The 13,718-nt window shown below is 68.0% G+C and carries 12 protein-coding genes; 8 read left to right on the forward strand and 4 right to left on the reverse strand.

The features are described 5' to 3' along the window. The first annotated feature begins 16 nt into the window (after positions 1 to 16). Both EYW49_RS15840 and EYW49_RS15845 read left to right on the forward strand, forming a co-directional pair. Positions 17 to 844 carry a polysaccharide deacetylase family protein gene (locus EYW49_RS15840; RefSeq protein WP_131310580.1) on the forward strand — a complete coding sequence of 276 codons (828 nt, stop codon included), beginning with the start codon at positions 17 to 19 and terminating at the stop codon, positions 842 to 844. 25 nt (positions 845 to 869) lie between these two features. Next, the gene (locus tag EYW49_RS15845; RefSeq protein WP_131310582.1) at positions 870 to 1,580 is read left to right on the forward strand and encodes an SDR family oxidoreductase; all 711 of its coding nucleotides are present in this window, start codon (positions 870 to 872) and stop codon (positions 1,578 to 1,580) included. 101 nt (positions 1,581 to 1,681) lie between these two features. Here the strand turns inward: EYW49_RS15845 and terL are convergent, their stop codons facing one another. The 4 genes from terL to nagA form a co-directional block, all read right to left on the reverse strand. Then, a complete protein-coding gene (terL, locus tag EYW49_RS15850) occupies positions 1,682 to 3,115 on the reverse strand; it encodes a phage terminase large subunit (protein WP_131310583.1) in 1,434 nt (477 codons plus the stop codon). Beyond that, positions 3,112 to 3,570: a DUF5681 domain-containing protein gene (locus tag EYW49_RS15855; RefSeq protein WP_131310585.1), complete on the reverse strand. Its 459-nt coding sequence runs from the start codon at positions 3,568 to 3,570 to the stop codon at positions 3,112 to 3,114. The genes terL and EYW49_RS15855 overlap by 4 nt, the downstream gene beginning before the upstream one ends. Then, a complete protein-coding gene (locus tag EYW49_RS15860) occupies positions 3,560 to 5,128 on the reverse strand; it encodes a site-specific DNA-methyltransferase (protein WP_131310587.1) in 1,569 nt (522 codons plus the stop codon). The genes EYW49_RS15855 and EYW49_RS15860 overlap by 11 nt, the downstream gene beginning before the upstream one ends. Before the next feature lie 954 nt (positions 5,129 to 6,082). Next, the gene (gene nagA, locus EYW49_RS15865; protein WP_131310589.1) at positions 6,083 to 7,033 is read right to left on the reverse strand and encodes an N-acetylglucosamine-6-phosphate deacetylase; all 951 of its coding nucleotides are present in this window, start codon (positions 7,031 to 7,033) and stop codon (positions 6,083 to 6,085) included. Between the two features lie 382 nt (positions 7,034 to 7,415). On the opposite strand from nagA, the gene EYW49_RS15870 reads away from it, so the two are divergent. The 6 genes from EYW49_RS15870 (at position 7,416) to EYW49_RS15895 (ending at position 13,701) form a co-directional block, all read left to right on the forward strand. Further along, on the forward strand, positions 7,416 to 8,333 hold the full coding sequence (locus EYW49_RS15870) for a family 2A encapsulin nanocompartment shell protein (protein ID WP_131310591.1): 918 nt from the start codon (positions 7,416 to 7,418) through the stop codon (positions 8,331 to 8,333). Then, entirely contained in the window at positions 8,326 to 10,155 is a 1,830-nt protein-coding gene (locus EYW49_RS15875) for a cysteine desulfurase (RefSeq protein WP_131310593.1), read from the forward strand. Before EYW49_RS15870 ends, EYW49_RS15875 begins: the two co-directional genes overlap by 8 nt. A 226-nt stretch (positions 10,156 to 10,381) precedes the next feature. Beyond that, a complete protein-coding gene (gene cysE, locus EYW49_RS15880; protein ID WP_131310595.1) occupies positions 10,382 to 11,230 on the forward strand; it encodes a serine O-acetyltransferase in 849 nt (282 codons plus the stop codon). A gap of 118 nt (positions 11,231 to 11,348) precedes the next feature. After that, complete coding sequence (locus tag EYW49_RS15885) at positions 11,349 to 11,774, forward strand: YeeE/YedE family protein (protein WP_131310597.1); 426 nt, start codon at positions 11,349 to 11,351, stop codon at positions 11,772 to 11,774. A 12-nt stretch (positions 11,775 to 11,786) separates the two neighbouring features. Continuing rightward, positions 11,787 to 12,212 carry a DUF6691 family protein gene (locus EYW49_RS15890; protein WP_131310599.1) on the forward strand — a complete coding sequence of 142 codons (426 nt, stop codon included), beginning with the start codon at positions 11,787 to 11,789 and terminating at the stop codon, positions 12,210 to 12,212. A 226-nt stretch (positions 12,213 to 12,438) separates the two neighbouring features. Beyond that, positions 12,439 to 13,701 carry an OmpP1/FadL family transporter gene (locus tag EYW49_RS15895; RefSeq protein ID WP_228259637.1) on the forward strand — a complete coding sequence of 421 codons (1,263 nt, stop codon included), beginning with the start codon at positions 12,439 to 12,441 and terminating at the stop codon, positions 13,699 to 13,701. The last annotated feature ends 17 nt before the right edge of the window (positions 13,702 to 13,718 follow it).

Raw genomic sequence — 13,718 nt, forward strand, 5'->3', positions numbered from 1 at the left:
CCCCAGGAGAAGGCCCATGTTCTGGCCGAACGACATTCGTCTCGTCGTCTCGATCTCGATGCAGTTCGAGGCGGGCGCCCAGGGGCCGCGCGCCGAGGGACCGTTCCCGCCGCTCGACCCCGCCCATCCCGACACCATCACCCCGACCTGGTACGCCTATGGCATGAACGAGGGGATCCCTCGCCTCCTCGATCTCTGGGACCGGCACGGGGTGAAGGTGACCAGCCACATGGTCGGCGCCGCCGTCGACCTCCGGCCCGACCTCGCCCGCGAGATCGTCGCCCGCGGCCACGAGGCGGCGGCGCACGGCCAGACCTGGACGCCGCAATATTCGATGACAGAGGCCGAGGAGCGCGCCTCCTACGCCGCCAACATCGCCGCGATCGAGCGGGCGACCGGGGTGCGGCCGGTCGGCTTCAACGCCTTCTGGATGCGCCAGACGCCGCGCACCCTGTCGATCCTGAAAGACCTCGGCTTCCTCTACCACATCGACGATCTCTCCCGCGACGAGCCGATCCGCCTGACCGTCGACGGCGGGCCCTTCGTCGCGGTGCCCTACACCCACCGCGCCAACGACATCGTCCGCTTCGACAGTCCCGCGATGACCGCGGCCGGCTTCGCCCAGGACCTGAAGGACGAGTTCGACGTCCTCTATGCCGAGGCCGGACGGCGGCGGCGGATGATGTCGATCTCGACCCACGACCGCATCGCCGGTCAGCCGGCCAAGGTGAAGGCGCTCGACACCTTCCTAGCCCATGCCCGGGCCCACGAGGGCGTCGCCTTCCTGCGCAAGGACGAGATCGCCCGCTTCGCGCTCGACGCCGACGACGTCCCCACCTTCTGACCCCCCCGACCCACGGAGACATCCCATGTTCGATCTGAAAGACCGGCGCATTCTCGTCGTCGGCGGCTCCTCCGGCATCGGCCTCGGCGTCGCCCACGCCGCTCGGGCGCTCGGCGCCGCCGTCACCATCGCCTCGCGCGACGAGGAGAAGATCGCCGCCGCGGTCGCCGCGATCGGCGGCGGGGCGCGCGGCTTTGCCCTCGACACCCGTGACGAGGCGGCAGTCGCGGAGCGGCTCGCGGCCGAGACCTGGGACGACGTCGTCGTCTCGGCGGCCGCCACCCGCGCCGCGGCGGTGCGCGAGTTGCCGCTCGCCGATGCCTATGCCTCGATGAACTCGAAGTTCTGGGGCGCCTACCGGATCGCCCGGGCCGCCCGCATCCGCGACGGCGGCTCGCTGACCTTCGTCACCGGCTATCTCGCGGTGCGTCCGAAGAAGGGGGCGGCGATCCAGGGGGCGATCAATGCGGCGCTCGAGGCGCTCGCCCGCGGGTTGGCGCTGGAGTTCGCACCGGTCCGGGTCAACGCGGTGTCGCCGGGCTTCGTCGACACGCCGCTGTGGGGCGCGAAGTCGCCGGCCGAGCACGCCGCCCTCGTCGAGCGAATCGCCGCGGGCCTTCCGGCGGGCATTGCCGGCCGGCCGGAGCACGTCGCGCTCCAGATCGTCGCCGGCATCGCCAATCCCTATCTGACCGGCAGCGTCACCTACGTCGACGGCGGCGGGACGATCGCCTGACGGGCGGCAAAATACGTCAAAGACGGCGGGATCACCCGCCGCCTTCATCTCGTCCGTTCTCGTCGGTGAGATGCGTTGGTCGTCATGTTGGGCCTTTCAGGCTATCGCCTCGGCCGCCCCTGCGGTCGCGGCCGGCTCTGCGGCCGCTCGCGATCCTTGGGCGAGACGGCGGTCAGGTAGTGCAGCGCCTGACTGGTGCTGTCGACTTGATCGTCGTGCTTGCCGGCGGGGAACGCGAGGAGTTCGGCGACGTAGTCGCCGAGCCATGGAGCCGCCCGGGGAAGCCACACTTGCCCCGCCTCGAACCGTGCCGACTGGGCGAGAAGCCGGGCCAGCTTGTCGAACCTCGGGGGCCGGAGGAGCGGAAGGAGCTCGGCGGTGCGGCGCAGATCCTGGGCGATGGCGCGCCCGAGATCGGTTTCCTCGATCACCGTGGCATCGGCCCGATGGTCGCGGTGGAGGGCGACGATCTGCCGGCGCAGATCCGGCACCTGCCACCGACCGCGGACGACGTCGAGGAGGTAGTAGGTCTCGCCGATCGCCCCCCAGACCGTGCCGACCGACCAGTCGGAGGTCTCCTCGGTGGTCGAGGCCGTGTCCCACGAACAGATCGTCCGCTCGAACGCCGGGGGCCGTTCGTCGTAGTGGCAGAACCACTCGCGACGGACGGTGTTCCCCTCGGCCGGGATCGGCGTCTGCTGGTACTGGGCCGAGAAGTTTAAAGTCCCAAAAGTCCGACGCAGCGCTTCCAGGACCTCGATCGGCTCGCGATCGGGGTGGAGGAGATCGCCGGCTCGTCGACGATGAACCTGATGCGGCAGATCCCCCAGCCGATACTCGGCGTCTTCGACGGCAACGGCCGGCAACGACAGCACCTCCCAGTCGTCTTTGGCCAGGACGTGGCCGACGAGATCGTCCTCGTGCAGGCGCTGCATGACGATGACGATCGCGCCGGTGGTCTTGTCGTTGAGACGGCCATAGAGGGTGTTGTCGTAGAACTCGGCGACCCGCCGCCGCTCGGCCTGCGACAGCGCCGCCAGCAAGCCGTTGATCGGGTCGTCGACCACGATGAGGTCGGCGCCGCGGCCGAGAATCGGACCGCCGACCGATCCGGCGAGACGATAGCCGTTGGCCGTGGTGGCGACCTCCTCCCGGGTCGCGCGAGCGATCCGGAAGTCGGGAAAGGTCTGCGAGAACCAGGGGCTCTCGAGGATCTTGCGGGTGTCGGCGCCGAGCTTCTGGGCCAAGTCGGCAGCATAGGAGATCGCCATGATGCGCGTGTGAGGGAGCTTGCCCAGCATCCACGCCGTAAAGCCGATCGAGACGGTGATCGACTTCATGGAGCGGGGCGGCACGTTGACGATCAGGCGCCGGCACTCGCCGCGCGCCACCCGTTCGAGCTGGTGGGTGATCGCGGCGATGTGCCAGTTCGGCCGATAGGGCGTCACCGGTTCGAGTTCGACGAAGCAACGCTCGACGAAGGCGGTGAGGTCGGTGCGCAGGATCGCCTGCAGGAGGCGACGACGATCGGTCATTGCAGCATTCCTCCCTCGCCGTCGGAGCCGCCGGGCGTGTCGGACCGGCGACGCAGGGCCCGTTCGATCACCGCCTCATCGATCTCTGAGAGATCGCCGCCGCGGTCGAGGCGGATCTGATCCTCTGCCCGGCCGCGCGACCGTCCGAGAATCTTGTCGAGGAGGTCGAAGGCTTTGAGGTCACCTTTGACTGCGCGGTTGACGAGTTGTTGCGCGATCGCTCGCTTGACCTGCATGCGGACCGGCCGACCGCCGCGCATCAGTTCGATCGGCTCGTCGAGAAGCTCGGCGACGGTGCCGGCGAGATCCTGCGCCTGCGGAGCGGCCCGTGGGGGCCGCCCGCGGGGATTGCCGGACCGGCCGGGTTGGAAGCGCGTGTGGACGGGCGGCCGACCGTAGCCGACGTCGTAGTCGCCGGGGTGGTCGGTGCCGTGGGTGTCGTCGTCATTCGCCATGGGAGGTCTCCTCGCTTCGGGTGGTGGAATTGGTGGCAGGGGACGCCGAGGAAGCCGCGCGCGCGGCGGCGGTCTCGGCGAACGTCAGGCCGGTTTCGGCATGGACGGCAGCGCGGCTGGTGAGCTTCTCCCAACGGCGGATCGTCAGGTCGACGTAAGCCCGGTCGAGCTCGATCAATCGGGCGTGGCGGCGGGTCTTCTCGGCGGCGATCAGTGTGGTGCCGCTGCCGCCGAAGGGATCGAGGACGAGGCCGCCGGGCTTCGAGCAGTCCTTGATCGCGTCCATCACCAGGGCGCAGGGCTTGACCGTCGGATGCGACGCCAGATCCTCCATCCGGCCGCGGCGGAAGGTGTTGGCCCCCGCATAGGTCCAGACGTTGGTGCGGTACCGGCCGTGGGCGCCGAGCTGGATGTTGTTGACGTGGCTGGCGGTGCCCTTTTTCCACACCGGGATCAACTCGTGCTGCGACCGGTAGAGGGACCCCATGCCGCCGTTGGTCTTCGCCCAGACCACGATGTTCTTCAGTTCGTCGAAGACGGCGTGACCTGCCTCGAGCATCTCGGCCAGGTGCGCCCAGTCGATGCAGGTGAAGAGGATCGCGCCGTCGACGACGACTTCGGCCATCCGCTCGAACGCGGTCTTCAGAAAGGTCACGAACTCGGGTCGACTCATCTCGCCGGAGGCCATCGCGAACTCGCGATGCTTGACCTTACCGAGGCCGCCGACGTGGCCATCGACCTTCACGTTGTAGGGCGGGTCGGTGAAGACCATCTGGACACCGGCGCTCCCGAGCAGGATCTGGTAGACGATCGGCTCGAGAGCGCTACCACAGGCGATCCGATGGTTGCCGAGATCCCAGACATCACCGAGCCGGGTCACCACCGACACGCCGGTCATGTCCGGAAGAACATCGGCCGGATCGGCCTTCGGCTTCTTCTCCGGCGGACCGTCGGTGATGATCTCGATCTCGGCGATCTCGAAGCCGGTGAGGTCGAGGATGTCGGGATCGATCTCGATCAGCTCGATGAGCTCCACCCGGAAGGCCTCGGCATCCCACTCCCGAAGCTCGGGAAGCTTGTGGATCGCGATGGTGAGGGCGCGCTTCTGGACGTCGCTCAGATGGCGGAGCCGGATGACGGGAACCTCGGTCAAGCCGATCCGCCGAGCCGCCTCGATCCGAGCGTTACCGTCGATCAGCCGACCGGCCTCGTCGACGAGGGCCGGGATCAGGAAGCCCTGCTCCTTCATCCGCCCCATCAGCAGGTGGATCTGCTTCTCACTTGCCCCCCGGATCGCACGCGGTGCGGGTGTCAGTTCCCCGATCGGGACATATTCCACGACGAGCTTCTGGGTGCGGAGCAGGGTGGCAAGGTTTTCGGCTTCTGATGCGACGTGCTCGGCCGACACGGGTAGGGGCACCGGCCGCTGCCGGCGACGACGAACTTCGACATTCATTGCGACTTCTCCTTCTGCTGGCCTCCGGGCAAACCAATCCCGTTCCCAGAAACGCCTTCGCCAGGCGCCATTGGGGTGAAATGAGCCGATCCGAGGTGTCATCCGACGGTTGCAGACCGCACGGAGGCCGATGAGATCGCGGAGACGAGATGCCTCCGCCGACCTGTCAATAGGCTAGGAGCATTTTTTTCAGAGTTCAACCCCAGTACGAATCGCGTCTAAAAGAGCCATTTCGAGACAAAACGGCGCATCGAAGCACACATATATTGACTTTTAAAAAGGACGATTTTCCGTCACGGATCAATGTTGCTGACGAAAACACCGTCTTTTCTTAGAAGAATAGGTTTGAACCCGGGTTCAGCCAGCCCGTCTGCGCGTCGCTCGTCAGGTTCAATGAGCATCATCCGAACGATGGGAGCCTGACCAAAAAGATCAGAACTCGTTCCGATTGCTCATCTAATAAATCACTACCTATGGACCACCTCACAGGGGTAGCTCCCCCACAATGCGCCGACTGATTGATTTCAAGTCGAATTGCCAGAACTGAGTGGGGTCACGATCAGCGCCGATTATGACCCAACGCCTTCGCTTTAATCAGAAGGCATTTCAAACTAGTGCAATGATCCAGACAGGAGATTCACAGGCTCTTGAGATGTGCGAGTCTCTGGCCATGGCCCAGACCGTCAGCATCATCCTGAACTCCGCCGATCGGGACCGCCTCGATCAGATCATCGATGATGCTGGCCGATCTCATCGCCCGACGGCGCCAGATCGTCGAAATTGTGAATCGGCTCCAACGAATGATCCCACCATGGATCTCGGTAATGCATTGGGAAGGCTGCGAATTCATCTATTGGTGAGGGGTCACGATCGGCGCCAATCGTAACCCCCCTCAATTGCAAGAATATGATGTTAGTTCAATGTCTTGGACTCACTTGACGGCAGTGTCACCCTTCGGAGCCGAGCCACAACCTCGGGCAAAATCGAAGACATGAACGAAGTGGAAATCTCTCGACGGCCGGCTCCTGACAGTTCAAAGTAGCCAAGCTAAGCCTCTCAGGCGCGATTCCACAGCGCCTCGCCGGCGATCCAGGTCGCGAGCACCGCCAGATCGGGGTCGAGCAGGACCAGGTCGGCGTCAAATCCCGGCGCGAGGCGGCCGAGGCGATCGTCGAGGCGCAGATAGGCCGCGGCATTGAGCGAGGCCATGCGCAGGGCCTCCTCCAGCGACACGCCGAGGAAGCGCAGGCAGTTGCGCACCGATCCGATCATGTCGATGTCGGCACCGGCGAGAACGCCGGCATCGGTGACCAGACGGCCGTCGCGGCGATGGATGGTGGCGCCGTAGAGCTGGAAGCTCTTCGCATCGGTGCCGACCGGCGGCATCGCGTCGGTGACCAGCAACAGCTTACCGGGGCGCTTGGCGGCGTGCATCACCCGCAGCAGCCCGGGATGGATGTGGATGCCGTCGGCGATGACGCCGCACCAGGCCTCGGCCGCGTCGAGACCGGCAATGACCGCTCCGGGGTCGCGGTTGACGATCGGTGGCATGGCATTGCCGAGGTGGGTGAAGCCGCGCACGCTGTGGGCGAGCGCTTCGCCGATGCGCTCGTAGTTCGCCGCGGTATGGCCGACGGCGACCACCACACCGGCCGCGGCGAGGCGGGCGATCGCCGAATCGGCGACCTCCTCGGGGGCGAGGGTCAACAGGAGGCGACCGCCGTCGCCGGCGAGGCGGGCGCAGAGATCGGTGAGAGCGTCGAGATCGGCGGCATCGGGATGGCGGATGGCGCTGCCGTCGTGACAGCCCTTGCGCTTCGGGCTGATGAAGGGGCCTTCGAAATGGACGCCGAGGACGCCGCTGCCGGGGGTGGCGACGGCGGCGGCGGCGGCTTTGCCGGCGGCGCGCATGTGGGTCCGGTCGTCGGTGATGAAGGTCGGCAGCAGGCCGGTGGTGCCGAAGGGACGCAGGGCGATGGCGATGGCGATGGCGATGGCGATTGTGATTCGGCGTCGCCAGTTGACCCCACTACTTTAAATGAAATCAACGCCTTGGAACGCCGATCGGCCTGCAGACCCCAAGCCGATTCACACCCTGGCGGCGGATCGGGCGCCGGGCCGTCTCCCGGACGCGTAATCGCGTGCGTGAGAATGGCTCTGGCGGAGGTTGTCGGAGACCATGCCGCCATGATCGAAGCGGGCGCTATCATAGTCGGACAGACCAATATCGCGGAGGATCAGATCAAAGAGGAAAGAACGACATTCCATACTTACGGCTATTGTGGGAAATGGTTTTCTATAGACGCCATTGAATTCAGATTCGGCTTCCATATAATTGGCGACATGCGCAACCATCCATCTGCGCGCCAATATTCCAGAGGCCTTCCCGATGACCGATACGCCCGTCCAGTTCACCTCGCTCGGCGACGTCGCCGCCCGCCAACTCGCCAACGCCACCAAGACCGTGCCGCAGATGACCTCGGTCAGCCCGCGCTGGTTGGTGCATTGCCTGGAATGGATGCCGGTCGAAGCCGGCATTCTGCGGGTCAACAAGGTCAAGAACGAAGACCGCGTGGCGGTCGGCTGCTCGGGCCGTGACGAGCGCCAGCTGCCCCAGACCTTCGTCGACTACGAGCCGAATCCGCGCGAGTACATGCTCTGCGCGGTCAACACCGTGGTCGAAGTCCACACCCGCGTCTCCGACCTCTATTCCTCGCCGCACAGCCAGATCGGCGAGCAGTTGCGCCTGTCGATCGAAGTGATCAAGGAGCAGCAGGAGAGCCAGCTGATCAATTCCGAAGAATATGGTCTGCTCAGCAACGTCGTCCCGTCGCAGCGGATCCGCAGCAACAACGGCCTGCCGACCCCCGACGCGATGGACAGCCTGATCGCCAAGTGCTGGAAGGAACCGGGCTTCTTCCTCGCCCATCCCGACACCATCGCCGCCTTCGGTCGCGAATGCACCCGCCGCGGCGTGCCGCCGGCGACGATCACCATGTTCGGCTCGCCGTTCCTGACCTGGCGCGGCATCCCGATCGTGCCGTCGAACAAGGTGCCGGTGATCGACGGCAAGTCGTCGATCCTCCTGATGCGGGTCGGACAGTCGCGCCAGGGCGTGATCGGTCTGTTCCAGCCGAACCTGCCGGGTGAGCAGTCGATGGGCCTGTCGGTGCGCTTCATGGGCATCAACGACAAGGCGATCGCCAGCTATCTGGTGTCGCTCTATTGCTCGCTCGCCATCCTGACCGACGACGCCGTCGCCGTTCTCGAGGACGTCGACGTCACGAAGTTCCACGCCTATGCCTGATCCGGCTTCGAACGTCCCCCCCGAACCGCCGGCCTTCCCCGGTCTGCCGGACGCGGGCGCGCTGCAGGAGATGGCCAACGCCTTCTTCCGGGCACTCCCGAACGGTGCCGGACCGGCGTCGCCGGCGGCCTCGCCGCCACCCCCGCCGGCCATGGCCGGGCCGGGCTTCGCCCCGCCCTCGGCGCCCGCTCCGGCGACGCCGGTCGCCACCCATGTCGTGCCGACGGTGTCGCCGCCGGCGCCCTTCGCCACGCTGTCGCTCACCCCGGACGTCAATCTCGGCTCGATCGCCGAGCAGAGCCGGTCGGCGGAACCGGGGCTCTACGTCGCCGGCTTCTCGGCGGCGCGGCCGGCCTTCGTGCCGAAGCCGATCCCGGCGCTCGATCGGTCGCTGCCGAACGAAGAGGAACTGAAGGCGCTGATCGCCGGCCCCGCCCCCGCCCGTGGGGCGACGCTGCCGACCGGCGGCGGTACGACCCCGAGCCTCGGGCAGTCGAGCGAGCCCTATTTCCTGAAGCCGCTGCCCGAACCCCGCAGCGGCCCGCGGGCCGTGGCGCTCGGCGGCGGCGCGGCCCCCGCTCCGGCGGCGAAGGCGATGCCCGGCACCGGTTTCGATCCGCGCCTCGTGCGCCGGGAGTTCCCGATCCTGTCCGAACGGGTCGAGGGCAAGCCGCTGGTCTGGCTCGACAACGCCGCCACCACCCAGAAGCCGAAGGCGGTGATCGACCGGCTCGTGTATTTCTATGAGCACGAGAATTCCAACATCCATCGCGCCGCCCACACGCTGGCGGCGCGGGCGACCGATGCCTACGAGGCGGCGCGCGAGGAGGTCCGATCCTTCCTCAATGCCGGATCGAGCGACGAGGTGGTCTTCGTCCGCGGCGCCACCGAGGCGATCAATCTGGTCGCCGAGACCTGGGGCCGCGCCAACATCGGCCCCGGCGACGAGATCCTGATCACCTGGCTCGAGCATCACGCCAACATCGTGCCCTGGCACCGCCTGGCCAAATCGGTCGGGGCGACGTTGAAGGTCGCGCCGGTCGACGACCGGGGCGACGTGATCGTCGAGGCTTACGCGGCACTCCTCGGACCGCGGACCAAGCTCGTCTCGCTCACCCAGGTGTCGAACGCGCTCGGCACGGTGACGCCGGCCGCGCTCCTCGTCGCCATGGCCCATGCCGCCGGCGCCAAGGTGCTGGTCGACGGGGCGCAATCGGTCTCGCACATGCCGACCGACGTCGTCGCCCTCGACGCCGACTGGTTCGTCTTCTCCGGCCACAAGGTGTTCGGCCCGACCGGGATCGGCGTGCTGTGGGGCAAGACGGCGATCCTCGCCGAGATGCCGCCCTACCAGAGCGGCGGCAACATGATCGCCGACGTCACCTTCGAGACGATTCGCTACCAGCCGCCGCCCTTCCTGTTCGAAGCGGGCACGGGCAACATCGCCGACGCGGTCGGGCTCGGCGCGGCGCTCGCCTGGCTGTCGCGCCTCGGCCTGCCGGCGGTGGCGGCGCACGAACATGCGCTGATCGAGGACTGCGTGCGGCAGTTGAAGACGGTCTCGGGGGTGAAGATCGTCGGCGATCCGCGCGAACGGGCCGGCGTCGTCTCCTTCGTGATGGACGGGCTCAAGACCGAAGAGGTCGGCAAGCGGCTCGCCCGCGACGGCATCGCGGTGCGCTCCGGCCACCATTGCGCCCAACCGATCCTCCGCCGCTTCGGGTTGGAGAGCTCGGTGCGGCCGTCCTTCGCGGTCTACAACACCCATGACGACATCGACGCGCTGATCGGCGCGGTCCGCCGGATCCGCGCCGGCGCGTGACGCCGACGACCGACGACTTCGACCGGCCCGGTCGCCCCTTGCCGGGGGGACCGGGCCGGTCGCGTCTTCGGGGTCGCCGACCTGCGCCCACCCGGCGATTTCGAGCACGGCTTTTCCTTCGAGACCTCGGGCTTGGTGTCCGATGCCTTTCGGTCGGGCCGGTCGCCGGATAACCCTGGTCTCGAGAAGCGCACGGCGGCAGAGGATCGTCCGAGGGAGGAGCGGCATGCGGAGCCACACGGCCGACTTCGGCCTGCTGAGCGGCGACTTCGTCCCCTCGGAAGGGGCCGCGGCGATCTGGCGCGACCTCTGCGGCGAGGCCGTCGCCGCCAGCGCCGCCGACCCGGCGCTCGCCCGCGCGATGAATTCGGCGGTGCTCTATCACGGCAGCTTCGCGCAGGCGCTCGGCCACCGCATCGCCCTGAAGCTCGCCGACCACGACATCGACGTCGACGAGTTGCAGGCGGTGGTCGTCCAGGCGCTGATCAACGAGCCCGACATCATCGCCGCCGCCGCCGCCGATCTCCGCGCGATCCGCGAGCGCGATCCGAGCAACGCCGAAATTCTGACGCCGTTTCTCTATTTCAAGGGCTTTCTCGCGCTGCAGGGCCAGCGGATCGCCCATTGGCTGTGGCACCATCGCCGCATTCACCTCGCCCGCCATCTGCAGAGCCGGATCTCGGAGGTCCTCGGCGTCGACATCCATCCGGCGGCCCGCATGGGGCGCGGCATCATGCTCGATCACGGCTCCGGCCTGGTGATCGGCGAGACGGCGGTGGTCGAGGACGACGTCTCGATCCTCCAGAACGTCACCCTCGGCGGCACCGGCAAAGAGGCGGGCGATCGCCACCCGAAGATCCGGCGCGGCGTTCTGATCGGCGCCGGCGCCAAGATCCTCGGCAACATCGAGGTCGGCGTCGGGGCCAAGGTCGGAGCCGGGAGCGTCGTGGTCGATCCCGTCCCGCCCTACACGTCGGTGGTCGGCATCCCCGCCCGCGTGGTCGGCAAGACGCACACCAGCCTGCCGGGCCTCACCATGGAGCCCTCGATCGACGGCCCGGACTACGTCATCTGAGCCGCTCGCGGCCTTCGGGCGGCGAGCCGGGGGTGCATCCCGGAACGATCGATGCGAGGGTCCGATCGGGCCCGAACGCGGGTTCCCGACACGATCGCCGGTACCGAGGACGAGATCCATGACCATCGACTGGCAGACCTTCACGCCTTGGTCGTCGCTGTTCGGCGGCGTGATCATCGGCCTTGCCGCCGGCGCCCTGGCGCTGCGGGCCGGCCGGATCCTCGGCGTCAGCGGCATCGTCGCCGGCCTCGCCGAACCCGACGCCGACCGCCTCGGTCGGGCGGCGCTGGTCGCCGGGCTGATCCTCTCGCCCGTGCTGTTCGGCCTCGTCGCCCCGCTTCCGGCCCTGCGCATCGATGCCGGCTGGGCGGCGGTGATCGCCGGAGGGCTGTTGGTCGGCTTCGGTACCCGCCTCGGCTCGGGTTGCACCAGCGGTCACGGCGTCTGCGGTCTGGCGCGATTGTCGCCACGCTCGCTCGTTGCCGTCGTCACCTTCGTGGTGGCGGCGATGGCGACGGTCTTCGTCCTGCGCCACGCGATCTGACGGGGGGGCGGGATGAAACCTCGGTTCGCGCTGCTCGTCGGTGTGGTGTTCGGGATCGGCCTCTGCCTGTCGGGCATGGTCGCGCCGAGCAAGGTCCTGAACTTCCTCGACGTCGCCGGAGCCTGGGACCCGTCTTTGGCGTTGGTGATGGGCGGCGCGATGGCGGCCGCGTTTCTGCCGTTCCGACTGGTCCGTGGTCGGATCCCCGCGCCCGGCCGCCGCATCGACCTGCCGCTGGTCGCCGGCAGCGCCCTGTTCGGCGTCGGCTGGGGCCTCGTCGGCTTGTGCCCGGGGCCGGCCCTGACCGCGCTCGGCCGCGCCGACCCGAAGGCCTTCGCCTTCGTCGCCGCCATGCTGGTCGGGATGGCGCTGCATCGGCTGTGGTCGCGCGGCGCCACGAAGACGCCGCCGGCGCCGGTCGCCGACGACCCGTCCTGACCCTCGGGGCGCGTCGACCGAATGATTTTGTATCGCCTCCGCTGCGCGGGGATCGAAAGTTTTCGCGGGGGCTCCCCGACGCAACCGCAGACCTTCAAAGCCACCGCTCGCCCCGTCACTGTGAGGCGATCGACGACGACCGCCTCCACCGGGGGGTGGGCAAGGGCGGGTCGGCGCGGTCCGGGGCCCGGGGGGCCCGCAACACGGTTGAGGGGGAGACCGTCACATGCGTGCCTCGTTCGGACGACGCGGGCCAATGCTCGCCTGTCTCGCCGCGACCCTAGCCGTCGCCGGCCCGGCCGCAGCGACGGAAGGCTATTTTCAGACCGGATACGGCACCGTTCAGAAGGGCCAGGCGGGCGCCGGCGTGGCTCATCCGGAAGACGCCACCTCGCTCGCCGTGAACCCGGCCGGGCTGGTCGACGTCGGCAATCAGATCAATACCGCCTTCACGCTGTTTTCGCCGCGGCGGCAGGTCGAGGTGACGGGCGGCGGCTTCGTCGCCACCGGCACGACCACCAGCCGCAACGACTGGTTCGCGCTGCCGAACGTCGCCTATTCGCGTCAGATCGACGGGCAGTCGGCCTGGGGCGTCGCGCTCTACGGCAACGGCGGCATGAACACCACCTGGCCGGCGGTCGCCAACGGCGGCGGCAGCGGCCTGTTCCTCGGCGGCAGAGCCGGCGTCGACCTGCAACAACTGCTCGTCACCGTCGGCTATGCGCGGCGCCTGTCGTCCGACCTGTCGATCGGCATCGCCCCGGTGTTCGCGGTCCAGAAGTTCCGCGCCGAAGGCCTCGGCGCCTTCGCCGGCTACTCGGCGACCGGCAATCTGACCAGCGGACGCGACGATTACGCCTATGGCGGAGGGTTCCGCGGCGGTCTGCAGTGGACGCTGCGCCCCGGCCTGCGCTTCGGGCTCAGCGGCCAGACGCCGATCTGGTCGACCCGCTTCGAGAAATACGACGGGCTGTTCGCCGATCGCGGGTCCTTCGACATCCCCGGTTCGGTGGCCGCGGGAATCGCCTTCGACGTCACACCGAGCGTGACTCTCCTCGCCGACTACCACCACATCTTCTATTCGGCGGTGCCGGCGGTGGGCAATTCGTCGCTGGCCTTCCTCGCCGGAACCCCGTTCGGCGCCTCCGGCGGCTCGGGCTTCGGCTGGCGCGACGTCGACGTCGTCGCGCTCGGCGTCTCGTGGCGGGCGACCACCGACCTCACGCTGCGGGCCGGCTATTCGCACAACACCGATCCGATCAGCTCCCGCGACGTGCTCCTGAACATCCTCGCCCCGGCGGTGGTCACCGACCACCTGTCCACCGGCCTCTCCTGGCGCCTGACCGGAAATTCCGGCTTCGATCTGGCCCTCGGATGGGTGCCGCGGCACCATGTCGTCGGCGTGTCGCCGGCGGCCTTCGGCGGCCAGCGAATCGACCTGTCGATGGAGCAATACGAGGCGTCGGCCGGCTACTCCTACCGGTTCTGAGGCCGCGGCGGATGCGG

Source organism: Siculibacillus lacustris (assembly GCF_004328075.1).
GTDB classification, from domain to species: Bacteria; Pseudomonadota; Alphaproteobacteria; order Rhizobiales; family Ancalomicrobiaceae; genus Siculibacillus; species Siculibacillus lacustris.

What these genes read in the sequence shown, in the direction of transcription:
- EYW49_RS15840 (WP_131310580.1), top strand. Translation starts at nt 17, where the DNA reads ATGTTCTGGCCGAACGACATTCGTCTCGTCGTCTCGATCTCGATGCAG.
- EYW49_RS15845 (WP_131310582.1), top strand. Translation starts at nt 870, where the DNA reads ATGTTCGATCTGAAAGACCGGCGCATTCTCGTCGTCGGCGGCTCCTCC.
- terL (WP_131310583.1), bottom strand. Translation starts at nt 3,115, where the DNA reads ATGACCGATCGTCGTCGCCTCCTGCAGGCGATCCTGCGCACCGACCTC.
- EYW49_RS15855 (WP_131310585.1), bottom strand. Translation starts at nt 3,570, where the DNA reads ATGGCGAATGACGACGACACCCACGGCACCGACCACCCCGGCGACTAC.
- EYW49_RS15860 (WP_131310587.1), bottom strand. Translation starts at nt 5,128, where the DNA reads ATGACACCTCGGATCGGCTCATTTCACCCCAATGGCGCCTGGCGAAGG.
- EYW49_RS15870 (WP_131310591.1), top strand. Translation starts at nt 7,416, where the DNA reads ATGACCGATACGCCCGTCCAGTTCACCTCGCTCGGCGACGTCGCCGCC.
- EYW49_RS15875 (WP_131310593.1), top strand. Translation starts at nt 8,326, where the DNA reads ATGCCTGATCCGGCTTCGAACGTCCCCCCCGAACCGCCGGCCTTCCCC.
- cysE (WP_131310595.1), top strand. Translation starts at nt 10,382, where the DNA reads ATGCGGAGCCACACGGCCGACTTCGGCCTGCTGAGCGGCGACTTCGTC.
- EYW49_RS15885 (WP_131310597.1), top strand. Translation starts at nt 11,349, where the DNA reads ATGACCATCGACTGGCAGACCTTCACGCCTTGGTCGTCGCTGTTCGGC.
- EYW49_RS15890 (WP_131310599.1), top strand. Translation starts at nt 11,787, where the DNA reads ATGAAACCTCGGTTCGCGCTGCTCGTCGGTGTGGTGTTCGGGATCGGC.
- EYW49_RS15895 (WP_228259637.1), top strand. Translation starts at nt 12,439, where the DNA reads ATGCGTGCCTCGTTCGGACGACGCGGGCCAATGCTCGCCTGTCTCGCC.